This window comes from Streptomyces sp. NPDC040589 (assembly GCF_055594445.1).
On the sequence record NZ_JBVIWP010000006.1, the window covers coordinates 72,221 to 96,925 of the forward strand.

The 24,705-nt window shown below is 73.2% G+C and carries 21 protein-coding genes, 1 pseudogene and 1 riboswitch; of the genes and pseudogenes, 14 read left to right on the forward strand and 8 right to left on the reverse strand.

Annotated elements, in window-relative coordinates; translation table 11 throughout:
• Positions 1-3: 3 nt before the first annotated feature.
• From ACZ58V_RS26240 to ACZ58V_RS26250, 3 genes are all read right to left on the reverse strand, one after another.
• Positions 4-807, reverse strand: coding sequence for an enoyl-CoA hydratase/isomerase family protein (locus ACZ58V_RS26240; RefSeq protein ID WP_468193108.1), 804 nt, complete (start codon positions 805-807; stop codon positions 4-6).
• A gap of 106 nt (positions 808-913) precedes the next feature.
• Complete coding sequence (locus ACZ58V_RS26245; RefSeq protein ID WP_010037790.1) at positions 914-1,132, reverse strand: helix-turn-helix domain-containing protein; 219 nt, start codon at positions 1,130-1,132, stop codon at positions 914-916.
• A 335-nt stretch (positions 1,133-1,467) separates the two neighbouring features.
• The gene (locus ACZ58V_RS26250; RefSeq protein WP_468193110.1) at positions 1,468-3,066 is read right to left on the reverse strand and encodes an ABC-F family ATP-binding cassette domain-containing protein; all 1,599 of its coding nucleotides are present in this window, start codon (positions 3,064-3,066) and stop codon (positions 1,468-1,470) included.
• Between the two features lie 250 nt (positions 3,067-3,316).
• Between ACZ58V_RS26250 and ACZ58V_RS26255 the strand changes: the two genes are divergently transcribed.
• The gene (locus ACZ58V_RS26255; RefSeq protein WP_468193111.1) at positions 3,317-3,730 is read left to right on the forward strand and encodes a VOC family protein; all 414 of its coding nucleotides are present in this window, start codon (positions 3,317-3,319) and stop codon (positions 3,728-3,730) included.
• A 22-nt stretch (positions 3,731-3,752) separates the two neighbouring features.
• Here the strand turns inward: ACZ58V_RS26255 and ACZ58V_RS26260 are convergent, their stop codons facing one another.
• The 3 genes from ACZ58V_RS26260 to ACZ58V_RS26270 all read right to left on the reverse strand — a co-directional run bounded on the left by ACZ58V_RS26260 (position 3,753) and on the right by ACZ58V_RS26270 (position 7,828).
• Entirely contained in the window at positions 3,753-5,153 is a 1,401-nt protein-coding gene (locus ACZ58V_RS26260; RefSeq protein WP_468193113.1) for a hypothetical protein, read from the reverse strand.
• A gap of 189 nt (positions 5,154-5,342) precedes the next feature.
• A complete protein-coding gene (locus tag ACZ58V_RS26265; RefSeq protein WP_471292842.1) occupies positions 5,343-6,470 on the reverse strand; it encodes an alpha/beta hydrolase family protein in 1,128 nt (375 codons plus the stop codon).
• 626 nt (positions 6,471-7,096) lie between these two features.
• A complete protein-coding gene (locus tag ACZ58V_RS26270) occupies positions 7,097-7,828 on the reverse strand; it encodes a class II aldolase/adducin family protein (protein ID WP_471292845.1) in 732 nt (243 codons plus the stop codon).
• Between the two features lie 198 nt (positions 7,829-8,026).
• On the opposite strand from ACZ58V_RS26270, the gene ACZ58V_RS26275 reads away from it, so the two are divergent.
• From ACZ58V_RS26275 to cobC, 11 genes and pseudogenes are all read left to right on the forward strand, one after another.
• Positions 8,027-8,779, forward strand: coding sequence for a lysozyme (locus tag ACZ58V_RS26275; protein WP_471292848.1), 753 nt, complete (start codon positions 8,027-8,029; stop codon positions 8,777-8,779).
• A gap of 144 nt (positions 8,780-8,923) precedes the next feature.
• Positions 8,924-10,165, forward strand: a complete 1,242-nt coding sequence (locus ACZ58V_RS26280) for an inorganic phosphate transporter (protein ID WP_468193118.1) — start codon at positions 8,924-8,926, stop codon at positions 10,163-10,165.
• Between the two features lie 35 nt (positions 10,166-10,200).
• The gene (locus ACZ58V_RS26285) at positions 10,201-10,422 is read left to right on the forward strand and encodes a hypothetical protein (RefSeq protein WP_184599685.1); all 222 of its coding nucleotides are present in this window, start codon (positions 10,201-10,203) and stop codon (positions 10,420-10,422) included.
• A gap of 156 nt (positions 10,423-10,578) precedes the next feature.
• Positions 10,579-10,717, forward strand: a riboswitch (cobalamin riboswitch).
• A 101-nt stretch (positions 10,718-10,818) separates the two neighbouring features.
• Entirely contained in the window at positions 10,819-11,760 is a 942-nt protein-coding gene (locus ACZ58V_RS26290) for a cobalamin biosynthesis protein (RefSeq protein WP_468193119.1), read from the forward strand.
• Complete coding sequence (locus ACZ58V_RS26295) at positions 11,757-13,268, forward strand: cobyric acid synthase (protein ID WP_468193120.1); 1,512 nt, start codon at positions 11,757-11,759, stop codon at positions 13,266-13,268. The genes ACZ58V_RS26290 and ACZ58V_RS26295 overlap by 4 nt, the downstream gene beginning before the upstream one ends.
• A gap of 112 nt (positions 13,269-13,380) precedes the next feature.
• Positions 13,381-15,402 carry a putative cobaltochelatase gene (locus ACZ58V_RS26300; RefSeq protein WP_468193121.1) on the forward strand — a complete coding sequence of 674 codons (2,022 nt, stop codon included), beginning with the start codon at positions 13,381-13,383 and terminating at the stop codon, positions 15,400-15,402.
• Positions 15,402-16,001: a cob(I)yrinic acid a,c-diamide adenosyltransferase gene (gene cobO / locus ACZ58V_RS26305; RefSeq protein WP_189730307.1), complete on the forward strand. Its 600-nt coding sequence runs from the start codon at positions 15,402-15,404 to the stop codon at positions 15,999-16,001. The genes ACZ58V_RS26300 and cobO overlap by 1 nt, the downstream gene beginning before the upstream one ends.
• Complete coding sequence (locus ACZ58V_RS26310) at positions 16,001-17,383, forward strand: cobyrinate a,c-diamide synthase (protein WP_471292855.1); 1,383 nt, start codon at positions 16,001-16,003, stop codon at positions 17,381-17,383. The genes cobO and ACZ58V_RS26310 overlap by 1 nt, the downstream gene beginning before the upstream one ends.
• A gap of 17 nt (positions 17,384-17,400) precedes the next feature.
• Positions 17,401-17,793, forward strand: a pseudogene (locus ACZ58V_RS26315) (cobalamin biosynthesis protein); the annotation flags it as partial.
• Positions 17,794-17,966: 173 nt separating this feature from the next.
• Positions 17,967-18,785 (forward strand): sirohydrochlorin chelatase, encoded by an 819-nt coding sequence (locus tag ACZ58V_RS26320; RefSeq protein ID WP_468193124.1) that lies wholly within the window; start codon positions 17,967-17,969, stop codon positions 18,783-18,785.
• Positions 18,775-19,830 carry an Rv2231c family pyridoxal phosphate-dependent protein CobC gene (gene cobC, locus ACZ58V_RS26325; RefSeq protein ID WP_468193126.1) on the forward strand — a complete coding sequence of 352 codons (1,056 nt, stop codon included), beginning with the start codon at positions 18,775-18,777 and terminating at the stop codon, positions 19,828-19,830. The genes ACZ58V_RS26320 and cobC overlap by 11 nt, the downstream gene beginning before the upstream one ends.
• A 563-nt stretch (positions 19,831-20,393) precedes the next feature.
• Here cobC and ACZ58V_RS26330 read toward each other — a convergent pair.
• On the reverse strand, positions 20,394-21,317 hold the full coding sequence (locus ACZ58V_RS26330; protein ID WP_471292860.1) for an SCO1860 family LAETG-anchored protein: 924 nt from the start codon (positions 21,315-21,317) through the stop codon (positions 20,394-20,396).
• A 156-nt stretch (positions 21,318-21,473) separates the two neighbouring features.
• Positions 21,474-22,565 carry an amidohydrolase family protein gene (locus tag ACZ58V_RS26335; RefSeq protein WP_471292862.1) on the reverse strand — a complete coding sequence of 364 codons (1,092 nt, stop codon included), beginning with the start codon at positions 22,563-22,565 and terminating at the stop codon, positions 21,474-21,476.
• Positions 22,566-22,686: 121 nt separating this feature from the next.
• Between ACZ58V_RS26335 and ACZ58V_RS26340 the strand changes: the two genes are divergently transcribed.
• Positions 22,687-23,787, forward strand: coding sequence for a pyridoxal-phosphate-dependent aminotransferase family protein (locus ACZ58V_RS26340; RefSeq protein WP_468193129.1), 1,101 nt, complete (start codon positions 22,687-22,689; stop codon positions 23,785-23,787).
• A gap of 149 nt (positions 23,788-23,936) precedes the next feature.
• Positions 23,937-24,476 (forward strand): DinB family protein, encoded by a 540-nt coding sequence (locus tag ACZ58V_RS26345; RefSeq protein ID WP_468193131.1) that lies wholly within the window; start codon positions 23,937-23,939, stop codon positions 24,474-24,476.
• Positions 24,477-24,705: the final 229 nt, after the last annotated feature.

The following is a 24,705-nucleotide window of genomic DNA, read 5'->3' on the forward strand; positions in this document are numbered from 1 at the left end:
GCCTCAGTCCCCGATGCCCGCGAGGTCCCGCAGCCGGCGGGCCTGGGCCTGGCGTTCCGCGCCGCGCTGGGCCTCGTACGTGCGGTCCTGGGCGCCGCGCAGCAGTGCCTTGGTCTCGATGACGGCGTCGCGGGGCGCGGCGAGGACGGCCGAGGCGAGGTCGCGGACCGTGTCGTCGAGCTGGTCGGCGGGCACGGCCACGTTGGCCAGTCCGGTGTTCACGGCCTCCTCGGCCGTGACGAAGCGCCCGGTCACGCAGATCTCCAGCGCGCGGGCGTATCCGACGAGTCCCACCAGCGGATGCGTGCCCGTCAGGTCGGGCACGAGTCCGAGGCTGGTCTCGCGCATCGCGAACTGCACGTCGTCGGCGACGACGCGCAGGTCGCAGGCGAGGGCGAGCTGGAAGCCCGCCCCGATGGCATGCCCCTGGACGGCGGCGACGGAGACGATGTCGCTGCGCCGCCACCAGGCGAACGCCTCCTGATACTCGGCGATGGTCGCGTCCAGCTCGGCGTCGTCACCACGCGCGAGGTCGATGAACGACGGTTCCCCGTCGAAGCCCTCGGGCGTGAACGCCTGCCGGTCGAGACCGGCCGAGAAGGACTTGCCCTCGGCCCGCAGCACCACGACACGGACGGAGCCCGGCAGCTGCCGACCGGCCTCGGTCAGCGCCCGCCACAGAGCGGGGCTCTGCGCGTTGCGCTTGGCGGGGTTGGTCAGCGTCACCGTGGCGACCGCGTCGTCGACGGTGAGCCGTACGCCGTCCTTGTCGAGTACGGGAACGAGGTCCTTGTCGGGCGAAGCCATGGACGCCTCCGATGTGTGCGGTCAGCTAAGTGACTGCACAGTAACCACCCGGCCGATCAGACGACCGACCGGGTGGCCACCATCGAAGCCGAGGGGCCACCCGGGGTCAGGCCGTGGCCTTTTTGCCCCGGGTCGCCCCGCCACGCCCTCGCAGCGTGACGCCCGACTCACTGAGCATGCGGTGCACAAAGCCATACGAGCGGCCGGTCTCCTCGGCCAACGCCCGGATGCTCGCACCGGCGTCGTACTTCTTCTTCAGGTCTGCCGCGAGCTTGTCGCGCGCGGCGCCGGTCACCCGGCTGCCCTTCTTCAGAGTCTCGGCCACCCGTGCCTCCTCATGGGAAGTGCGCTCTGGTCTCCTCATGATCACCCCTCCGGGCCTTGATGGCCACCCATTCGGCAAGGTCCGTGAGACAAGGTTGTGACGACGGGAGCACATCCCCACATCCGGAATATGGAATTCCGAAGAGTGGCGTCCGTACGACCGAACGGATCGCCCCGGAAAATGCCAGGTCAGAAAGGCGTCGCGGCCGAGCCCGGAAGAATCGGGGGCTCGGCCGCGAAATCGATGTAGGACACACCTCGGTACGAGGAGATCTCACACAGATGATGGATCACCGCTAGGCCGAATGATCCATACGGCGTTGATCACGTATTCGATCAAGCGAGGGCGACGAGGTCCGCGTAGTCGGCACCCCACAGGTCCTCGACGCCGTCCGGCAGCAGGATGATCCGCTCCGGCTGGAGCGCCTCGACCGCGCCCTCGTCGTGCGTGACGAGAACCACCGCGCCCTTGTACGTGCGCAGCGCGCCGAGGATCTCCTCGCGGCTGGCCGGGTCGAGGTTGTTGGTGGGCTCGTCGAGGAGCAGGACGTTCGCCGAGGACACCACCAGGGTGGCGAGCGCCAGACGGGTCTTCTCGCCGCCGGAGAGGACCCCGGCCGGCTTGTCGACGTCGTCGCCGGAGAACAGGAACGAGCCGAGCGTCTTGCGGACCTCCACCAGGTCCAGGTCGGGGGCGGCCGAGCGCATGTTCTCCAGGACCGTGCGCTCCGGGTCGAGGGTCTCGTGCTCCTGCGCGTAGTAGCCGAGCTTGAGGCCGTGGCCCTCGATGACCTCGCCGGTGTCGGGCTTCTCGGCCCCGCCGAGCAGCCGGAGCAGGGTCGTCTTGCCCGCGCCGTTGAGGCCGAGGATGACGACGCGCGAGCCCTTGTCGATGGCCAGGTCGACGTCGGTGAAGATCTCCAGCGATCCGTAGGACTTCGACAGGCCCTCGGCCATGAGCGGGGTCTTGCCGCACGGGGAGGGCTCGGGGAAGCGCAGCTTGGCGACCTTGTCGGACTTCCGCTCGGCCTCCAGGCCGGCCAGCAGCTTGTCCGCCCGGCGGGCCATGTTCTGCGCGGCGACGGTCTTGGTGGCCTTGGCCCGCATCTTGTCGGCCTGCGAATGCAGCGCGGAGGCCTTCTTCTCGGCGTTCTGCCGCTCGCGCTTGCGGCGCTTCTCGTCGGACTCGCGCTGCTGCTGGTAGAGCTTCCAGCCCATGTTGTAGACGTCGATCTGGGAGCGGTTGGCGTCCAGGTAGAACACCTTGTTCACGACCGTCTCGACCAGGTCGACGTCGTGGGAGATCACGATGAAGCCGCCGCGGTAGGTCTTCAGGTAGTCCCGCAGCCAGATGATCGAGTCGGCGTCGAGGTGGTTGGTGGGCTCGTCGAGCAGCAGCGTGTCCGCGTCGGAGAACAGGATGCGGGCCAGCTCGATACGGCGGCGCTGGCCTCCGGAGAGCGTGTGCAGGGGCTGGCCGAGCACGCGGTCGGGCAGGTTGAGCGCGGCGGCGATGGTGGCGGCCTCGGCCTCGGCGGCGTACCCGCCCTTGGTGAGGAACTCCGTCTCCTGGCGCTCGTACTGCTTGAGCGCCTTCTCGCGGGTGCCGCCCTTGCCGTTGGCGATGCGCTCCTCGTTCTCGCGCATCTTGCGGATCAGTACGTCCAGGCCGCGCGCGGAGAGGATGCGGTCGCGGGCGAGGACGTCGAGGTCGCCGGTGCGGGGGTCCTGCGGGAGGTAGCCGACCTCGCCGGAGCGGGTGATGGTGCCGCCGGCGGGGATGCCGTCGCCGGCGAGGCACTTGGTGAGGGTGGTCTTCCCTGCGCCGTTGCGGCCGACGAGGCCGATGCGGTCGCCCTTGGCGACTCGGAAGGTGGCGTTTTCGATGAGGACGCGGGCACCGGCGCGCAGCTCGATACCGGAGGCGGAGATCACGGACAGACTCCAGGGCGGATACGGGGGCGGGATGGGCGGCTGAGGACGTTCCCGCCGTCTAATGCGCGAGGAGAATGGCCATGCGGACAGTCTAACGGGGCCGTGCAACCAACTTTTTCTGCGTGTGCGTGTTCGAGGGTCGCACCCCGGGGCGGGGCCGTTGTCAGTGGTCGGTGGAAGACTGTGGAGCAGGCCGGACTCCGGCTTTCCGGCAGCGGGACACTCGGCGAGACACAAGGAAGTGATCGCTATGGCAGGCACGTCCGGCGGACGTCCGAGCATCTATCCGACGCTGCTCTACGCGGACGCGAAGACGGCGATCCGGCAGCTCACGGAGGCCTTCGGCTTCACGGAGCTCTCGGTGTACGAGGGTGAGGACGGCTCGGTGATGCACGCCGAGCTGACACAGGGCAACGGCGCGGTGATGGTCGGCACCAAGGGCCGCGGCGGCGTCTTCGACGCGGCCATGAAGGCCGCGGGCACCACCGGGGTGTACGTGGTGGTGGACGACGTGGACGCACACCACCGCCGCGCCGTGGACCACGGCGTGGAGATCCTCATGCCCCCGACGGACCAGGACTACGGCTCGCGGGACTACATGGCCCGGGACCTCGAGGGCAATGTGTGGAGCTTCGGGACGTACGCGCCCGAGATAGCGGGCTGAGAGCCCCACCGGCTGCCGGCTGCTAGCTGCCGCCGGTGTGCACCTGGAACGCGGCCCGGCGTACGGCCTTGGCCAGGGCCGGGTCGGGGTGTGCCGCGGCGAGGGCGACCAGGACCTGCACGGTGCGCGGGTGTCCCACGGCACGTACCTCGTCGAGGAGCATCGGGATGGTCGGCTGCACCGCGGACTCCAGATGGCGGACGAGCAGCGGGGCCTCACCGTGGTCGGCGACGGCGGCCGCGGTGTCCACCCACAGCCAGGTCGCCTCCTGACGGGTGAGGACCTCGTGGGCGTCCTCCGGGTCGGCCCCGTCGTGCTCGGCCAGCCACAGCAGGGCGTACGGCCTGAGCGTCGGCTCGGCGACCACACCGCGGACGACGGGCTCGGCGGGGGCGCCGACGACGCGCAGCGCCTCGAAGGCGAGGCCGCGCAGCAGGGCGTCCTCGCCACGGGCGGCGCCGAGGAGTTCGGTGACGGCGCTGCCGACGGGGCGGGCGGCGAGCCAGGCGCGGTACTCGGCGCGGGCCGCGTTCGGGCGCAGCTGGGCACAGCCGCGGAGCATGTCCTCGGCCGCCTGCTCGATGTTCCCGGCCGGGCTCTGCGCGGCGACGCAGATCTGCTCCAGCTTGACCCAGACCGCCCAGCTGCCGAGCGGGGTGAGCGTGGCCTGGCCGTCGCCGTAGGTGAGGGCGCCGACGGAGGCGAGGGCGCGCAGGGCCCAGTCGAGGAGGGGGGCGAGCGGGGCGTCGGTGGGCTCCGGCTCGGCCACCGGCTCGGGCTGGGGACCGTAGGGGATCTCACAGCGTGCGGTGCGCAGCTCGGTGACGCGCTGCTCCAGGAGGTCGAGGAGCTGCTCCACGGGGACGGGGCCGGCGGACAGCTGGAGGAAGGAGAGCGCCTGCGGCATGGCCGAGACGACCTCCGCGACGGCGGCGGGCTCGCGGTCCTCGGGCTCCGGGTAGGCGAGCGACCAGGCGTCGAAGAGGGCGACCCAGCCGCGCAGGACGGCGCTGTCGTCGCGGTCCCAGGCGCGCAGCCGCCAGCCGGGGCGGGCGCTGTCGCCGTGCACCTCGACGAGGCCGGCGAGGCGGGCGGTGTCCCAGTCGCCCCTGACCTGAGCGGAGGTCAGCCCCAGGTCGCGGGCGGCCCGTTCGGCGGTCGCGTCGGAGAGGGTGGCCTTGCCGTCGGCGGTGGCGCTGTCCCCGCCGGGGCCGAGCGCCGCGTCGGCCCAGCGGGCGACGCGGGCCGCGGCGGCCAGACCTGAGCGCGCCATTCTGGCCAGCTCCGCCGGTGCCGGGGTGCCCTCCGGGGGGCGCGGTGCGGGTCGGCGCGAGCGCCGCTGGTTCATCGCTCTGGGGGTGGCGGCCAGGGGTCGCGGGCGGACGAGTCGAAGCCTGGAGTCGCGCGGGATACGGGACGTCACAGGTGCAGTCTTCCGGTTGACGGTCCGAAAACCCAAACGGAATGTCACGGCGGGCGACGGAGAAGGCCAACGCACCGGGCCCCGCGAGCCGCCGAGGGCCGGAAACAAGCCAGTGGTACGACGCTAAACGGAATCATCGCGACCGGTCGGTAGGGGCGGAACGGAAGGGGGTCGCGACGGGGCCCGGAGTCACATCAGAGGCGTCAGGAAGCGTCGCAGCGCCTCCTCGTAGGCCTGTGGGTCGGCGTTCCACATCGCTCCGTGGGGCGCGTTGCCGACGGTGTACAGGGCGACCATGTCGGGGCGCGCGTCGGCGAGGTGACGGGAGAACCGCCAGGGAGCCACCGTGTCGTCAGGTCCGTGGAAGACGAGCGCCGGGATGCGGAGCCCGTCGAACGGGGCCGGGCCCGCGACGCCGTCGTCGTGCAGGCCGGTGCGGCCCTGGGCCGCGCGGACCGCGAGGGGCAGCAGCGCTCCCGGGGTGCGGCGGGCCGCGGCGAGGGCGCGCAGGGTGGTCTGCCAACTGAGCACCGGGGAGTCCAGGACGAGCCCCGAGACGCGGTCGCGCAGTCCCGAGTGCGCGGCGGCGCGCAGGGCCATGGTGGCGCCGGTGGACCAGCCGTGCAGGACGACTTCCCGGGCGCCGTGGCGCACGGCGTAGCGGATCGCCGCGTCGAGGTCGCGCCACTCGGTCTCGCCGAGGTGGTTCAGGCCGTCGGGCCGGCGGGGTGCGCCCAGGTCGCCTCGGTAGGCGAGGGCGAGCACCGGGAAGCGGTTGCGGTGCAGGAACCCCATGACGTTCATGGCCAGTTCCCGTGTGGTGCCCAGGCCGTGCACGGCGATCACCCAGGTGTCCCGGGCACCGGGCACGAACCAGGCGGGCAGGGTGCCGAGTTCGCCGGGGATGTCGACGTCGGCGTGTTCGAGGCCGAGGGCGGCGCTCGGGTTGCCGACGTACACGTTCGGGGTGAGCCAGGCCTTGTCGCCGGCCTTCAGGGTGCCGTGCGTGACGCTCTCCAGGCGGCGTACGACGGTGTCGGCGGCGTGCGGGGCGGTGGTCAGGACGGGGCCGACCACCGCGTGGGAGCCGTCACCGGAGAGGCCGTAGCGGCCGGGCCGCAGGGCGGCCAGGTCCCGGGTGAGGACGATCTGCCCGGCGGCGGTGCCGTGCACGGTGAGCCGGGGTTCGGTGGGCAGCGGCCTGCCGGGAGGCGCCTTGAGCGCGACGTCACTGGCGAACCGTCCGGCGGCCACGGCGGCTGCGCCGGCTCCGATCACGGCGGTGGCGGCGGCGGCCGCCGCTTTGACAGTGCGCACGTCTCCAGTGTCCCGGCGGACGGGGCGAGGGACCAGTGGGCGGGGGCGGTGGGGTGACGGGCGCGGGTGGCCGGCAGGGCGGTTGTACGCGGTGGGCGGGCCCGGGCGCTCGGCGGGGCGGGGGCCGCGCTCCGCAGGGCGGGACGCCACTGACCGGCGGAGCGGTGTTCGCGCCCCGCAGGGTGGGGATACCAGTGGCCGGCGGAGCGGTGCTCGCGCGGGCAGGGCGAGATGCCGGTGGCCGGCGGAGCCGTGGCCACGCGGGCAGGGCGAGATGCCGGTGGCCGACGGAGCCGTGGCCACGCGGGCACGGCGAGACGCAGGCCGCCGGCGGAGCCGTGGCCACACAGGCACGGCGGGAAACCGGTTCGGAGGAGTGGGGCTCGCACCCGCGGGGCGAGATGCCGGCGGCCGGCCGAGCCGTGCTCGCGCGAGCAGGCCGGTCGGCTTGGCCGTGGCCGTGGCCGCACGCGCACGGGGGACGCCGGCGGTCCGGCGATGTGGCTGGGCCGGTGGCGGGCGGCGTGACGGGCATCCGGGGTGTGGGCGGTGGGGGCAGGCGGTTGCCGGGAGCCCCCGGACAGGTGAGGCCCGCGGTGCCGGTGCGGTGAGGTCCGGGAGGGGGGTCAGCCGCGCTGGCCGTACCCCCGTAGCCGGTCCCCCACCTCGGCCAGTTGTTCCGTGGACAGCAGGCTCGGGGACAGGCCCGGCACCGATGTGGCGGTCAGCCACAGCCGGCACATCCATTCCAGCTGGGCGGTGCGGTCGTAGGCCTGGTCGAGTGTCGCGCCGTAGGTGATCGTGCCGTGGTTCCGGAGGAGACAGCCGGAGCGGTCGGCGAGGGCGCGGAGCATGTTCTCGGCCAACTCGTCGCTGCCGTACGTCGCATACGGGGCAACCCGGACGGGTCCGCCGAGCGCGGCGGCCATGTAGTGGATCAGCGGGAGCTCGCTCACGAGCGTCGAGACGGCCGTCGCGTGCACGGCGTGGGTGTGGACGACGGCACGGGCACCGGTCGTGCGGTAGACGGCGAGGTGCATGGGCAGCTCGCTGGTCGGGACGAGCGCGCCGAGGACCTGTCGGCCGTCGAGGTCGACCCCGGTCACGTCGTCCGGCGCCAGCCGGTCGTAGGGCACGCCCGACGGCGTGACCAGGACGATGTCCCCGACGCGCACCGAGACATTGCCGGACGTTCCGACGACGAGCCCGTCGGTGACCGTCCGGCGGGCCGTCGCGGCGAGCTCCTCCCAGGCGCGCGCCTCCTCGGGGCGCACACCGCTCCGCCGCGCCTCCCCCACATCCTGTCCGCCGCCTCCGACGTCCCCCGCGTCCCGCTCGTCGCCTCGCTGCTCAGCCATGCGGCGATCCTGCCAGGCAGCCCTTCGACGCGCCGCCGAGCGGGGGCACTTTAGGCCGGAAACCGAGCATCCGTAAGGGCGCATACCGGCACAAACATGTCATGGATCTCTCTTGGCTGGAGATCATCGGATATTCAACGGCTCTTCAGTACTCTCTGGGGGATTTGCCGTGCACGCAGCCATTCCGGGGGGAATCACATGGCCCGTGACCACATACCGACCCGCCGCCGCGGCCGCTTACTGGCGGCCTCCGCGGCGGCACTCGCCCTGGGAGGGGCCACGCTCGCGGAGTTTCCGGCCGCGGCGGCGAGCCGCCCGAAGGGGCACGACGTCTCGTCCCACCAGAAGAACGTCGACTGGCCGAGCGCGAAGGCGAAGGGCGCCAGATTCGTCTACGTCAAGGCGACCGAGTCCACCACGTACCGCAACCCCTACTTCAGCCGGCAGTACAACGGCTCTCGCGCGGCGGGCCTCGTCCGCGGCGCCTACCACTTCGCACTGCCGAACAGGTCGTCGGGCCAGGCACAGGCGGCCCACTTCGTACGCAACGGCGGCAGCTGGAGCGCGGACGGCTGGACGCTGCCGCCGGCGCTCGACATCGAGTACAACCCGTACGACAAGAAGCACAAGTGCTACGGCCTGAGCAAGGCCGGGATGGTCAGCTGGATCAAGTCGTTCAGCGGCGAGGTCAAGCGGCTCACCGGCCGCCGCCCGGTGATCTACACGACCACCCACTGGTGGAACACGTGCACGGGCAACAGCCGTGCCTTCGCCGCGAACCACCACCTGTGGGTCGCCCGCTACGACGCGGCGAGCGCGGGGCCACTGCCGGCCGGCTGGACCTCCTGGACCTTCTGGCAGTACGACAACGGCGACGGCACCCTGCCGGGTGACCAGAATCTCTTCGACGGGTCACTCGATCGACTGAAACGGTTCGCACGGGGCACTTGATCGCTGGGGCGCAAGGGCCGCCACACCAGGGCGGAATGACACTCCTCTGTTGCGGACACCCCTGCGCCCCTCCCAGTTCATCTTCCGTTCACTCGGGTTACCTACGTTCGTCCCGCCAACGACGCCGAACGATTGCCTGGGTAAATGGAAAGCTTCTCGCTGATCCTCGCGATTGTGGTGGTAACCGCACTCGCGTTCGATTTCACGAACGGTTTCCACGACACCGCGAACGCGATGGCCACGACCATTTCCACGGGCGCCATGAGACCGAAGATCGCGGTGGCCATGTCCGCGGTGCTCAACCTGGTCGGCGCCTTCCTGTCCGTCGAAGTCGCGAACACGATCTCCAAGGGCCTCGTCGACGAGGCCGGAATCCGTCCCGAGGTCATCTTCGCCGCCCTGGTCGGAGCGATCCTCTGGAACCTGCTGACCTGGCTCGTCGGTCTGCCGTCCAGTTCGTCGCACGCCCTGATGGGCGGCCTGATCGGCGCCACGATCGCCTCGGCGGGCGTCGGCGCGGTGCACGGTGACGTCCTGGTCACCAAGGTGCTGATCCCGGCGATCGCCGCCCCGCTGGTCGCGGGCATCGCCGCGCTGCTCGCCACCCGGCTGACGTACTCCCTCGGCAAGAAGGCCGACGGCGAGGCTTCCAAGAAGGGCTACCGGGCCGGCCAGATCGCCTCCGCGGGCCTGGTCTCGCTGGCCCACGGCACCAACGACGCCCAGAAGACGATGGGTGTCATCACCCTCGCCCTGGTCGCAGGCGGCGCCGTCGCCCCCGACTCCGACCCGCCCATGTGGGTCATCCTCTCGGCGGGTATCGCCATCGCGCTCGGCACCTACCTCGGCGGCTGGCGCATCATCCGCACCATGGGCAAGGGCCTGACCGACCTCCAGCCGCAGCAGGGCTTCGCCGCCCAGACCAGCGCGGCGACGGTCATCCTGGCCTCCTCGCACCTCGGCTTCTCCCTCTCCACCACCCACTCCGTGTCCGGCGCGGTGATGGGCGCGGGACTCGGCCGCAAGGGCGGCGTGGTCCGCTGGTCGACGGCGACCCGGATGTTCGTCGCCTGGGGTCTGACGCTGCCGGCGGCGGCCCTGGTGGGCGCGCTCGCCGAGTACGTGACCGGCTTCGGGAGTTGGGGCACGGCGGTCGTGGCGGTCTTCCTGGTCGCCTCCAGCGCGGTGATCTGGAAGCTGTCGCGCCGTGAGGTCGTCGACCACACGAACGTCAACGAGGTCGACGAGGAGCCGGCGGGTGTCGTGACCACCGCGATCGCCGCGGTGACGCCGCCTCCGGCGGGCCCGTCCGAGGAACTGGCCGCCACGATCCCGGCCCAGGCCCAGGCCGAACGGAAGCCCTCCACCACGACCACCCCGGTCTGATCCCGCCCACCCGGTGACAAGGAAGAATCTCTGAGATGAAGATCGACTGGGCGACCCTCGGCTCCGTCTTCGGCGTCAGCCTCGTGGCCACCGTGACCCTCGTCGGCCTGTTCACCCTCGGCATCACGGGCCTGTCGCGCCGCGAGCGGGCGGTGGCGGCGGGCGGGTCCGCGGGGCTTGCGGTGACGGGTGCGTACGCGTGCTTCGCGGCGTGTGCGGCGGCTGTCGGGTACGGGATCTATCTGATCGTGGCCTGACCACGACCACCACGATCGTCTGTCGCCGGGCGGCACGGGGCTTCGGTCCCGGGCCGCCCGGTTGCCTTGTGCGGGGCAGCTGTTGGCACCCCCCCGCGAGGCAGGCGGTGTGGGCTTGTCCACACTCTCCCCTCGCAGGTCAACAGCAAGTTGACGGCTGTTCGCGGCCGTGGTGGACTGCCGGGGCCAATGCGGCGGCAGGAGAGGAAGCCGGTGGAAGTCCGGCGCGGTCCCGCCACTGTCACCGGGGTAGCACTCACCGGGAGCCAGGAACTCTCACCGCCGGTCTCGTCGAACCAGGGCGTGGACACCCTGAGTGAGGACATATCGCCATGTTCGGCTGCCGATCGAGGGCCAGTACCCCACCGTTGTCCGCCCCCGTGGCCGGCTGAGCCCATGGGTGCCGGTCGCGTCCACGCGTACGGTGCCGCCGCCGGTCTGATCGGTGATCTGCTGCTCGGCGATCCTCGCCGGGGGCATCCGGTCGCCGTGTTCGGGCGGGCCGCGGGTGTGGTGGAGCGGGTGTTGTGGCGGGACCACCGCGGGTGGGGCGCGCTGCACACCGTGGTGTGTGCGGGCGGGGCCGTCGCGCTCGGGGCCGTCGCCGCGCGTGCCGTGCGTACGTCCACTGTCGCGTCGGTCGGGCTGACCGGGGTCGCCACCTGGGCCGTCGTCGGCGGGACTTCGCTCGCCCGGGAGGCACAGGCCATCGGGCGCGCCCTGGAGGCCGGGGACGTCGAAGCGGCCCGTGCGCGGTTGCCGCATCTGTGCGGACGGGATCCGCAGGCCCTGGACGCCGACGGGATCGCCCGGGCCGTCGTCGAGTCCGTCGCGGAGAACACCTCCGACGCCGTCGTGGGGGCGCTCGTGTGGGGGGCCGTCGGCGGTGTGCCGGGGCTCGTCGGGTTCCGGGCCGTCAACACCCTCGACGCCATGGTCGGGCACAAGTCGGCCCGGTACCGGCGCTACGGGTGGGCCTCCGCGCGGCTGGACGATGTCGTGGGGTGGCCAGGAGCCCGGCTGACCGCCGTGCTCGCGGCCGTGGCCGGGGGCGACCCCCGGGGAGCCGTGACGGCCTGGCGTTCCGACGCCGCCAAGCATCCGAGTCCCAACGCCGGGCCCGTGGAGGCCTCGTTCGCGGGGGCGCTCGGGGTGCGGCTCGGCGGAACCCTGTCCTACGGCGGACGCGTCGAGCACCGTCCCGTCCTCAACGGCGCGGGGCGCGGCGTCGGCACCGGGGACATCGAACGGGCCGTACGGCTGTCCAGGCGCGTCGGCTGGCTCGCGCTCGGCGTCTGTGTCGCCGCGCGCCACATCGTGAAGGGGCGTACGTCATGACGGGCGGGGGGCTTCTCGTCGCCGGTACCACCTCCGACGCCGGCAAGAGCGTCGTGACCGCCGGGATCTGCCGGTGGCTGGTGCGGCAGGGGGTCAAGGTCGCGCCCTTCAAGGCGCAGAACATGTCCCTGAATTCGTTCGTGACACGGGAGGGCGCCGAGATCGGGCGGGCGCAGGCCATGCAGGCGCAGGCGTGCCGTGTGGAGCCGACCGCGCTGATGAATCCCGTGCTGCTCAAGCCCGGCGGCGAGCAGAGCAGTCAGGTCGTGCTGCTGGGCAAGCCGGTCGGCGAGCTCAGTGCGCGCGGGTACCACGGGGGGCGGCAGCAGAGGCTGCTCGGGACGGTGCTGGACTGCCTGGAGCGGCTGCGGGGCACGTATGACGCGGTGATCTGCGAGGGGGCCGGTTCGCCGGCCGAGATCAATCTGCGGCGGACGGACATCGTCAACATGGGGATCGCCCGTAACGCCGGGCTCCCCGTGCTCGTCGTCGGCGACATCGACCGGGGCGGGGTCTTCGCCTCGTTCTTCGGGACCGTCGCCCTGCTGTCCCGTGAGGACCAGGACTGTGTCGCCGGGTTCCTCGTGAACAAGTTCCGCGGGGACGTCTCCCTGCTGGAGCCGGGGCTCGACATGCTCCACGGCCTCACCGGGCGGCGCACGTACGGCGTTCTGCCCTTCCGGCACGGGCTCGGGATCGACGAGGAGGACGGGCTGCGCGTCTCCCTGCGAGGGACGGTCCGGGAGTCCGTCGTCGCCCCGCCCGTCGGCGAGGACGTGCTGCGCGTCGCCGTCTGCGCGGTCCCGCTCATGTCCAACTTCACGGATGTCGACGCGTTGGCCGCCGAGCCCGGTGTCGTCGTGCGGTTCGTGGACCGGCCGGAGGAACTGGCGGACGCCGACCTCGTCATCGTGCCGGGGACCCGGGGGACCGTCCGTGCCCTGGAGTGGCTCCGGGAGCGCGGGCTGGCCGACGCGCTGGTGCGCAGGGCCGCCGAGCAGCGGCCCGTCCTCGGCATCTGCGGCGGCTTCCAGATCCTCGGCGAGCACATCGAGGACGACGTCGAGAGCCGCAGGGGCCGGGTCGACGGGCTCGGGATCCTGCCCGTGCGGGTGCGGTTCGCCCGCGAGAAGACCCTCACCCGGCCGGCGGGCGAGGCCCTCGGGGAGCACGTCGAGGGCTACGAGATCCACCACGGGGTCGCCGATGTCACCGGCGGCGCCCCCTTCCTGGACGGCTGCCGGGTCGGCCAGACCTGGGGCACGCACTGGCACGGCTCGCTGGAGTCGGACGGATTCCGGCGTGCCTTCCTGCGGGAGGTGGCGGCCGCCGCCGGCCGCCGCTTCGTACCGGCGCCGGACACCTCGTTCGCCGCGCTGCGCGAGGAGCAGCTCGACCGGCTCGGCGACCTGATCGAACAGCACGCGGACACGGACGCGCTGTGGCGGCTCATCGAGTCCGGCGCGCCGCCGGGGCTGCCCTTCGTCCCGCCGGGAGCGCCCGCATGAGGGCCGTGGCGGTGATGTGGACCGCCGGCACGGCGACCGCGGGCCACCTGAGACGCTGGACCGGCTGCCCGATCCATCCGCGATTCGAAGGCGACTTGGAGGACGACGAAAAGTGACCACCCCCTTTCCGTTCACGGCCGTGGTCGGCCAGGACGATCTGCGGCTCGCGCTGCTGCTGAACGCCGTGTCACCGGCGGTCGGCGGTGTGCTGGTGCGCGGCGAGAAGGGCACGGCCAAGTCGACGGCCGTGCGGGCGCTGTCGGCGCTCATGCCGGAGGTGGACGTCGTCTCCGAGTGCCGCTTCTCCTGCGACCCCGGCTCGCCCGACCCCGGCTGCCCTGACGGGCCGCACGAGCCGGGGGGCTTCGCCTCCCGGCCGGCCCGCATGGTCGAGCTGCCCGTCGGCGCCTCCGAGGACCGGCTGGTCGGCGCGCTGGACATCGAACGGGCCCTGTCGGAGGGCGTGAAGGCCTTCGAGCCCGGCCTGCTCGCCGACGCGCACCGCGGCATCCTCTACGTCGACGAGGTCAACCTCCTCCACGACCACCTGGTCGACCTGCTGCTGGACGCGGCCGCGATGGGCGCCTCGTACGTGGAGCGTGAGGGCGTCTCCGTACGGCACGCCGCCCGCTTCTTGCTCGTCGGCACCATGAACCCCGAAGAGGGCGAGCTGCGGCCGCAGTTGCTCGACCGGTTCGGGCTGACCGTCGAGGTCGCGGCCTCGCGCGAGCCCGAGCAGCGCGTCGAGGTCGTACGACGGCGGCTGGCCTACGACGACGACCCGGCCGGGTTCGCCGCCCGCTGGGCCGACGAGGAGGCCGACGTACGGGCCCGGATCGTGGCCGCGAAGAAGCTGCTGCCGTCGGTGCGGCTGGGCGACGACGCGCTGCGGCAGATCGCGGCGACCTGTGCGGCCTTCGAGGTGGACGGCATGCGCGCCGACATCGTGATGGCCCGGACCGCTACGGCGCTCGCGGCCTGGGCCGGGCGTACGGACGTGCTCGCCGAGGACGTACGGCAGGCCGCGCTGCTCGCGCTGCCGCACCGCCGGCGCCGCAACCCCTTCGACGCGCCGGGTCTTGACGAGGACAAGCTGGACGAGACCCTGGAGGAGTTCTCCGGGGACGACGACCCGGACCCGGACCTCGACCCGGACCCGGACTCGGGGCCGGACGGGCCCGGCGGGGGCGGTGGACAGCCGGCGCCCGACGACGGGCCTCAGGGCGGTGACCAGGAGCCCCGGCCGGAGGGCGAGCAGGAGGGACAGCCGCAGCCGCAGCCGTCGGGAGCCGGCGAACAGTCGGCCGCACGCGCTTCCGAACCCTTCCGGACCAAGGTGCTGAGCGTGCCCGGACTCGGCGAGGGTGCCGCCGGGCGGCGTTCGCGGGCCCGGACCGAACACGGCCGGACCACCGGCGCCCGGCGGCCGAAGGGCTCCCTCACCAAGCTGCACCTGGCGGCGACCGTGCAGGCCGCGGCCCCGCACCAGCGGGCGCGCGGGCGGTCCGGGCCGGGACTCGTGGTGCGCCGCGACGACCTGCGGCAGGCCACCCGCGAGGGCCGCGAGGGCAATCTCGTGCTGTTCGTCGTGGACGCCTCCGGGTCGATGGCGGCGCGGCAGCGGATGAGCGCCGTGAAGGGGGCCGTGCTGTCGCTGCTGCTGGACGCGTACCAGCGGCGGGACAAGGTGGGCCTGGTGACCTTCCGGGGGTCGGGCGCGGAGGTCGCGCTGCCGCCGACCTCGTCCGTGGACGCGGCGGCGGCCCGGCTGGAGTCGCTGCCGACCGGCGGCCGTACGCCGCTGTCGGCCGGGCTGCTGCGCGCGCACGACGTGCTGCGGGTGGAGCGGCTGCGCGATCCCGCGCGGCGGCCGCTGGTCGTGGTGGTGACGGACGGGCGGGCCACCGGGGGCCCGGAGCCGGTCGCCCTGGCCGGGCGCGCGGCGCGGCTGTTCGCGGCCGAGGGCGTCGCGTCCGTCGTCGTGGACTGCGAGTCGGGTCCGGTGCGGCTGGGGCTCGCCGGGCAGCTCGCGGGCGAGCTGGGCGGCACCGCCGTGACGCTGGACGAGCTGCGGGCCGACTCGATCGCCGGGCTGGTCAAGGATGTGCAGGGTACTTCGAGGAGGGCCGCGTAATGCCGCAGGGACAGCCGAGTGTCGTTCCGGACGACGGACTGACGACCCGACAGCGCCGGAACCGGCCGCTCGTCTTCGTGCACACGGGCGTCGGCAAGGGCAAGTCCACCGCCGCCTTCGGGCTCGCGCTGCGGGCCTGGAACCAGGGGTGGCCGATCGGGGTGTTCCAGTTCGTCAAGTCGGCGAAGTGGAAGGTCGGCGAGGAGAACGCGCTGCGCGTGCTCGGGGCGTCCGGTGAGGGCGGGTCCGTCGACTGGCACAAGATGGGCGAGGGCTGGTCGTGGGTGCAGCGCGACGGGCAGATGGACAACGAGGAGAAGGCCCGGGAGGGCTGGGAGCAGGTCAAGCGGGACCTGGCGGCCGAGACGTACAAGCTGTATGTGCTGGACGAGTTCGCCTACCCGCTGCACTGGGGCTGGATCGACACCGACGAGGTCGTGGAGGTGCTGCGGAACCGGCCCGGGACCCAGCATGTCGTGATCACCGGGCGGAACGCGCCCGAGAAGCTCGTCGACTTCGCGGACCTCGTGACCGACATGTCCAAGGTGAAGCACCCCATGGACGCCGGGCAGAAGGGGCAGAGGGGCATCGAGTGGTGATGTCCTCGTCCGTCCCACGGCTGGTCATCGCCGCGCCGGCTTCCGGCAGCGGCAAGACCACCGTCGCCACGGGGCTGATGGCCGCGTTCGCCGCGCGGGGACTCGCCGTGTCCCCGCACAAGGTCGGGCCGGACTACATCGACCCCGGGTATCACGCGCTCGCGAGCGGGCGCGTGGGACGGAACCTCGACGCCTATCTGTGCGGGCCGGAGCTGGTCGGGCCGTTGTTCCTGCACGGGGCGCGGGGGTGTGACATCGCCGTCGTCGAGGGCGTGATGGGGCTGTTCGACGGGGCGGCCGGTGAGGGCGAGCTGGCGTCCACGGCTCATGTCGCCAAGCTGCTGCGGGCGCCGGTGGTGCTGGTCGTCGACGCGTCGTCGCAGTCCCGGTCGGTGGCCGCGCTGGTGCACGGGTTCACCACCTGGGATCCGGAGGTGCGGGTCGGGGGCGTGATCCTGAACAAGGTCGCGTCGGACCGGCACGAGTGGCTGCTGCGGGAGGCCATGGAGCAGGTCGGGGTGCCGGTGCTCGGGGTGCTGCGGCGGGCGCCGCAGGTGGACACGCCGTCGCGGCATCTGGGGCTGGTTCCGGTCGCCGAGCGGCGCGAGGAGGCCCTGGGGGCTGTCGCGGCCATGGCCGCGCAGGTTTCCGAGGGTTGTGATCTGGACGCGCTGATGCGGCTGGCCCAGGGGGCGGGCGCGTTGTCCTGTGCGGCCTGGGACGCGGCCGAGGCGGTCTCCTCACCCGGCCACCACCCGGCACGGTCGCACGAGAGACCCCGGCCACGGATCGCCGTGGCCGGCGGTGAGGCGTTCACCTTCTCCTACGCCGAGCACACCGAGCTGCTCACCGCAGCCGGTGCCGAGGTCGTGCCCTTCGATCCCCTGCGGGACGAGGAACTGCCCGAAGACACAAGCGGGTTGGTGATCGGGGGCGGGTTCCCGGAGATGTACGTCTCCGAGCTGTCCGCCAACGAACCCCTGCGCAAGGCCGTCGCCGGCCTGGCCGAGAGCGGCGCCCCGGTCGCCGCCGAGTGTGCGGGGCTGCTGTATCTGTGCCGGGAGCTGGACGGGCAGCCGATGTGCGGGGTGCTGGACGCCGGGGCGCGGATGACGCGGCGGCTCACCCTGGGATACCGGGACGCCGTGGCGGTCGGCGACAGTGTGCTCGCGGAGGCGGGGACACGGATGCGGGGGCACGAATTCCACCGGACCGCCGTGGAGCCCGGCTCGGGGCCGGATCCCGCCTGGGGGTTCCGGTCCCCGGAGCGGCGGGTCGAAGGGTTCGTACGGCGCGGTGTGCACGCGAGTTATCTGCACACGCACTGGGCGTCCGAGCCCGGTGTCGCCCTCCGGTTCGTGGAGAGGTGCCGGACGTCATGAGCGGCACGCTGGTCGGCGTCGGGATCGGGGCCTCGCGGGGTGTCTCCGTCGAGGAGGTGCTCGGGCTTGTCGAGGACACCCTGCGGGAGGCCGGGCTGTCCGCGGCGTCCGTGGCCGAGCTCGCCACCGTCGACGCCAAGGCAGAGGAGCCGGGCGTCGTGGAGGCCGCGCGGCGGCTCGGGGTGCCCCTGGTGACCTACTCCGCCGGGGAATTGGCTGAGGTCGAGGTGCCGCACCCGTCCGACGTGCCGCTCACCGCCGTCGGCACCCCGTCGGTGGCCGAGGCCGCCGCGCTCGCCGGCGGGGGTGAACTCCTCGTCCCCAAGCGGAAGTCGGCCGCGAGCCCCGCGAGGGCGACCTGTGCCGTCGTGCGGCGGCCAGGGGTGGACGGGCTCCGGGCGGGCGCCCGCCCGGACACCTCGCGCGACATCGAGACGGCCGCGGTGGGCGTCACCTGCCGCGAGACCGTCGGTCGCCCGCAGGGCGCCGAGCCGGGTCCCGGCCCGACCCGTCCGGCCGAGTCCGCGGCCGCGGCCGCGCGCAACGTCCCGCCGTTCCACCCCACTTCCGTCGAGGAGCACCTGTGACCACCCCTCCCGCCCTGCTCATCGCCGGCCAAGGCGCCCGCGACGACACCGGATCCGAGGCGTTTTGCGAGTTCGTACGGGAGCTGGGGTCCCGACGCCCGGAACTGCCCGTCGCGGGCGGCTTCGTCGAACTGTCGCGGCCGCCGCTGGGCGACGCCGTCACCGAGCTGGTGGAGCGGGGCGTACGGCACTTCACCGCCGTTCCGCTGATGCTGGTGCCCGCCGGGCACGCCAAGGGCGGCATCCGGGCGGCCCTGGCCCGTGAGAAGGAGCGGCACCCCGGGATCTCGTACACGTACGGGCCCCCGCTCGGCCCGCACCCGGCGCTGCTGGACGTGCTGGAACGGCGGCTGGACGAGGCGCTGGGCGGCACCGCCGGGCGCAGGCCGGGCGACCGGGCCGATGTGACGGTGCTGCTGGTGGGGGCCGGGTCCACGGACCCGGACGCCAACGCCGAGGTGCACAGGGCGGCGCGGCTGCTGTGGGAGGGCCGCGGGTACGCGGGGGTCGAGACGGCGTTCGTGTCGCTGGCGGCGCCGGACGTGCCGAACGGGCTCGACCGGTGCGTGCGGCTGGGGGCCCGGCGGATCGTGGTCCTGCCGTACTTCCTGTTCACCGGTGTCCAGCCGGACCGGGTGCGGCAGCAGACGGAGGGCTGGGCGGAGGCGCACCCGGAGATCGAGGTGCGCTCGGCCGGCGTCATCGGTCCGGAGCCGGAGCTGCTGGACCTGGTGTGGGAGCGCTACGAGGAGGCCGTCACGGGTCACCACGCGCCCGGGCACTTCCACCGGGGGGCGGACTCGGATGCGCACTGAGAGCGGGCACGATCTGCGGCACCACGGGGACGCGGAGGTCCGGGACGACGGCGGATCGCTCGTCGATCTGGCCGTGAACGTCCGGGCCGACACGCCTCCGGTGTGGCTGCGGGAGCGCATCGCCGCGTCGCTGGGCGGGCTCGCGGCCTACCCCGACGGGCGGGCCGCACGCGCGGCGGTGGCGGAGCGGCACGGGCTGCCGGCGGAGCGGGTGCTGTTGACGGCGGGGGCGGCGGAGGCGTTCGTTCTGCTGGCGCGGGCGCTGAAGGTGCGGCGGCCGGTCGTCGTCCACCCGCAGTTCACGGAGCCGGAGGCGGCGCTGCGGGACGCGGGGCACGCGGTCGACCGGGTGCTGCTGCGCGCGGAGGACGGCTTCCGGCTGGATCCGGCGGCCGTTCCCGAGGACGCGGACCTGGTGGTGATCGGCAATCCGACGAACCCGACGTCGGTGCTGCATCCGGCGGAGACGATCGCCGGGCTCGCCCGTCCCGGGCGGGTGCTGGTGGTGGACGAGGCGTTCCTGGACGCGGTGCCGGGCGAACGCGAGGCCCTGGCGGGCCGCGTCGACGTCCCCGGTCTGGTGGTGCTGCGCAGCCTGACCAAGACGTGGGGGCTGGCCGGACTGCGGATCGGGTACGTGCTGGCGGCGCCGGAGACCATCGAGGACCTGGAGCGGGCGCAGCCGCTGTGGCCGGTGTCGACACCGGCGCTGGCCGCGGCGCGGGCGTGCGTGGGGCCCCGGGGCGTGGCCGAGGCGGCCCACGCCGCCCATCGCGTCGCGGCGGACCGCGCCCACCTGGTGGCGGGCCTCGCGCGGTTCGCCCCGGCGGGGTTGCGGGTGGTCGAGCCGGCGGAGGGCCCGTTCCTCCTCATCCGCCTGCCCCACGCGGCGGCCGTCCGCCGGCGCCTGCGCGACCTCGGCTACGCCGTGCGCCGCGGCGACACGTTCCCCGGCCTGGACGAGGAGTGGCTACGGCTGGCGGTACGGGACCGGACGACGACGGACGGGTTCCTGCGGGCGCTGGAGCGTGCGGTGACGGGCTGACGGTTCACGGTCGGCGGGCCCGCGGTGATTCCCGGCGGGGCGCCGCTCGCCGGCGCCGTCGGGCTCGTCGAACCGGCGGGCGGTACCGGCAGACGGCTGCCGCGGCACCGTCGGGCTCGTCCAACCGCCGCCCGGCACCGGCAAACGGCTGCCGCGGCTACCGTCGGGCTCGTCCAACCCCCGCCCGGCACCGGCAAACGGCTGCCGCGGCTACCGTCGGGCTCGTCCAACCCCCGCCCGGCACCGGCAAACCCCTGCCGCGGCACCGTCGGGCTCGTCCAACCCCCGCCCGGCACCGGCAAACGGCTACCGCGGCACCGTCGGGCTCGTCCAACCCCCGCGGCCGGCACCGGCAAACGGCTACCGCGGCACCGTCGGGCTCGTCCAACCCCCGCGGCCGGCACCGGCAAACGGCTACCCGGCCTGGGCGGCCCCCGCCGTCTCCGCTCCGGTCCGTGTGCCGGGGCGGCCCGGGCGAGTCGGCGAGTCGGCGAGGAGGCGCGCGGTCCGGGCCCTCCCCTGGACCGGTTCTCCGCCGCGCCTGACGCCCCCGGCCCGGGAGGTCAGTTCCGGCGGCGTGCCAGGGCCACCGCTCCCCCGCCCACCGCGAGCAGGGCGATCGCGCCGCCCGTGACGTACGGGGTCGTCGAGCTGCCGCCCGTCTCGGCCAGACCCTCCTCGGCCGGCGCGCCCTGCGGCTCGAGCCCGGCGGGGGCGTCGGACGGCTCGGCGGAGGGCTCGGACGGTGGCTGTGCGGCCTGCGCGGCCTTCGGTGTCTCGCAGGTCGCCTCGGCCAGGGTGAGCGTGCCGTTCACCTCGGCCACGTTCAGCTTCAACGGGTTGACGGACACCTTGAGTTCGAGGGCGGTGGCGGCGGCCGTCCGGGATGTCGTCCGCGTCCTCGAGAGGTCCAGGCGTACGTCGCCGACGCCCGGCACCTTGACGTCCGTCGGGCCGCCGGCGGTCAGGGTGACGCGCTTGCCGAGCACGGTCACCGAGCCGGGCAGGCCGGTCGTGGCGACGGGCTTCTTCCCGGCCTCGCAGACGGCCTTCGCGGTGATCTGCTCGATCTCGACGACCGACAGCAGCGGCAGGCCGGGGACATGGACGCGGGCGCGGGCCAGGGTGGTGCTCCCCTCGGCCTTCGTGGCGGTCGCGGTGGCTCTCGCCTCGGCCACGTCCGCGCGCAGCACGCTGAAGGGCTTTCCGCCGTTCACCCCGTCCAGGCGGGCGGTCAGCGCGGTCTTCTCGGCGCTCTGCGGGGCCTGTACCTCGTTGAGGGTGACGGCGAGCGGGGCCTCGACCGACTTGTTCAGCAGGGAGACATCGAGGCCGGTGCGCAGGACGAGGGCGCTCGCGCGGCCGTGATCGCCGGTGGCGTGCGCCGGGCTCACTCCGGTCAGTGCCACAGGCCCGGCGGCGAGGGCCGTGGCCGTCGCCACGGTCGCCAGACGGCGTGCGGGCATGCGGAAGGAAGTGCTGTTCACGGTGGGGACTCCAGGAGAGACAGGCTCGGGACCCGGAAAGACTCGCGCACCCGGGGTACGGCGTCAGCGATCTGATGCCTCTTCACTCCAACGTGGCGATACCGTGGAAGTTTTCGAATCCCCCGGCACTGACGTTCCCTCGCGTCACCCGCTCGGCTACCCGACCACGCGCCCGTTCAGCACCACCCGGCGCGGCGCCGCCAGGACGCGTACGTCGGCCCGGGGGTCCTGGTCGTAGACGACGAGGTCGGCCGGGGCACCCTCGTCCAGTCCGGGGCGGCCGAGCCAGGTGCGGGCCTTCCAGGTTCCGGCCGCCAGGGCGTCGAGGGGCGGGATGCCCGCGGTGACCAGTTCGGCGACCTCGGCCGCCGCCAGGCCGTGGGCGAGGGTGCCGCCGGCGTCGGTGCCGACGAAGACGGGGATGCCGGCGTCCCAGGCGCCCCGGACGGTGTCGTAGCGGCGTTCGTGGAGCCGGCGCATATGGGCCGACCAGCGCGGGAACCGGGACTCGCCGCCGTCGGCGAGCTGCGGGAAGGTCGCGATGTTGACCAGGGTCGGGACGATGGCGACGCCCCGTTCGGCGAACAGCGGGATGAGGTCCTCGGTCAGGCCCGTCGCGTGTTCGACGCAGTCGATGCCCGCCTCGACGAGGTCCTGCAGCGAGTCCTCCGCGAAGCAGTGCGCGGTGACGCGGGCGCCCAGGCGATGGGCCTCGGCGATCGCCGCCTCCACCGCGCCGCGGGGCCAGCAGGCCGACAGGTCGCCGAGGTCGCGGTCGATCCAGTCGCCGACCAGCTTGACCCAGCCGTCGCCCCGCCGGGCCTCCTGGGCGACGTAGGCGACCAGGTCCTCCGGCTCGATCTCCCAGGCGTAGTTGCGGATGTAGCGGCGGGTGCGGGCGATGTGCCGCCCGGCGCGGATGATCTTCGGCAGGTCCTCGCGGTCGTCGACCCAGCGGGTGTCGGAGGGTGAACCCGCGTCGCGGATCAGCAGCGTGCCCGCGTCCCGGTCGGTCAGGGCCTGCTTCTCGGCGACGTCCTGGGGGACCGCGCCGTGCCGGTCGAGTCCCACGTGGCAGTGCGCGTCGACGAGGCCGGGCAGGGCCCAGCCCTTGACGGTGCGGATGTCGCGGGCGCCGGCGGGACGGTCGTAGGAGACGCGGCCGTCCACCACCCACAGTTCGTCGCGGACGTCCTCGGGCCCGACGAGCACCCGTCCCTTCACGTGCAGCACCGTGCGATCGCTCATGCACCGCACCCTAATGAGCAGCGGACCTCACCTGCGAGGGGGGACGTACCCGCCGGTTACCCTCGATGCCGTCGGCCCCGTGCAGATGCCGTTGGCCCCCGTGAATGGAGAGAGCCCCACCGTGACGCACCCGTTTCTGGACCTGGCCCCGCTCGGCGCGGACCACTTCGCCGCGATCGAGGACCGTGTGGCGCGGCTGCTGAGCACCGAGCAGGACGTCGTGATCATGCAGGGCGAGGCGCTGCTGCCGCTGGAGGGCGCGATCCGTGCGACGGCCGGCCCGGGGACGACGGCGCTGAACGTCATCACGGGCCCGTACGGGAAGACCTTCGGCGACTGGCTGCGGGACTGCGGTGCCACGGTGGTCGACCTGGCGGTGCCCTTCCACACGGCGGTCACGGCCGAGCAGATCCGGCAGGCCTTCGCCGAGCACCCGGAGATCGGCTTCGTGTCCCTGGTGCACGCGGAGGCGGCGACCGGGAACACCAATCCGGTCGCGGAGATCGGCGAGGTGGTGCGGGCGCACGGGGCGCTGTTCTACCTGGACGCGGTGGCGTCGATCGGTGCCGAGCCGGTGCTGACGGACGCGTGGGGCGTGGACCTGTGCGTGATCGGGGCGCAGAAGGCGATGGGCGGTCCGGCCGGTGTCTCGGCGGTGTCGGTCAGCGAGCGGGCCTGGGCCCGGATGGCGGCGAACCCGCGGGCGCCGCGCCGGTCGTATCTGTCGCTCCTCGACTGGAAGGAGCGGTGGATCGACGGCGGCCGCAAGGCGCTGCCGCACGCTCCGGCGCAGCTGGAGATGCTGGCGCTGGAGGCGTGCGTGGAGCGGATCGAGGCGGCGGGGCTCGATGCCGTGATGGCCCGGCACGCCTCCGCCGCGGCGGCCACGCGGGCCGGGGCGGTCGCGCTCGGTGGCGGCCTGGAACCGTATGTGTACGAGGCCCGGGACGCGGCGCCCGTCGCCACGACGCTCCGGGCGCCGTCCGGGGTGGTGGCGTCGGAGCTGGTGGCCAGGGCGCTGACGTCGGATCCGGCGCTGCCGGTCGCCGCCGGCGGGGGTGCGCTGGCCAAGGAGATGATCCGGGTCAACCACTACGGCGCGGACGCGACGCCGGGCGCTGTGCGGGCGAGTCTGGCGGCGCTCGGGGGTGCGCTCTCCGAGCAGGGGCTGAAGGTGGATGTGGAGGGGGCGCTGCGGGCCGTGGAGGAGGCGTGGCGGTAGTCGGGGGCTGAGGTCTCCGCTGGGGGCTGCGCCCCAGGCCCCCGCTTCGGCCCGGACGGCCTCGTCCTCAAGCGCCGGACGGGCGGAAAGACGCCGGTCGGCGCCAGTAGCCAGGGAGCGATGTCAGTGGTGCGTGCCATGCTCCCCGCATGACCACCGACACATCTGCCGAACACACCCCGTCCCTCCCCGACGGCCGTCCCGTGCCGCACCTCAGTGGTGACGAGCGGGCCATGCTCGAGAGCTGGCTGGACTTCCACCGGGCCACGCTGGAGCTGAAGTGCGCGGGGCTGGACGACGCGCAGGCGCGGATCCCGTCGGCCGAGCCGTCCGCGCTGACGCTGCTCGGGCTGGTGCAGCACCTCGCCGAGGTCGAGCGGAACTGGTTCCAGAGAGTGACCGCCGGTCTCGGCGTGCCGCCTCTGTTCGAGGACCCGACCGGCTACGCGCTGGATCCGGGGAGGGGCCTCGACGAGGCGCTGGAGCTCTGGCGGGGGGAGATCGCGCGCGGGCGGGAGCTGTGTGCCCGGCTGCCGCTGGACCACGTCGGGCGGGTCGCCGAGGGGCCGGTCCCGGGGATGGAGGTCAGCCTGCGATGGGTGCTGATTCACATGATCGAGGAGTACGCCCGGCACAACGGTCACGCCGATATCCTGCGGGAACGCATCGACGGAGTGACCGGGGCCTGAATTACACGTGCTTTGACTACACCCCGCATGTAAGCTGGCACACATATTAAGAATTCATCAACGAACAGCTTCCCGTATTCTTCTGCCCGCTTTCTTCGGTCCTAAACCCAGAGATTCTGGGGACACTTCGCGAGGAAATTCGGGCAGATCTCGTGGGGATTACATGGCTGTGACGCGTTACACACTGTGACCACTTCGCCCGATATTTCCGGCACAAACTTGGGCATCT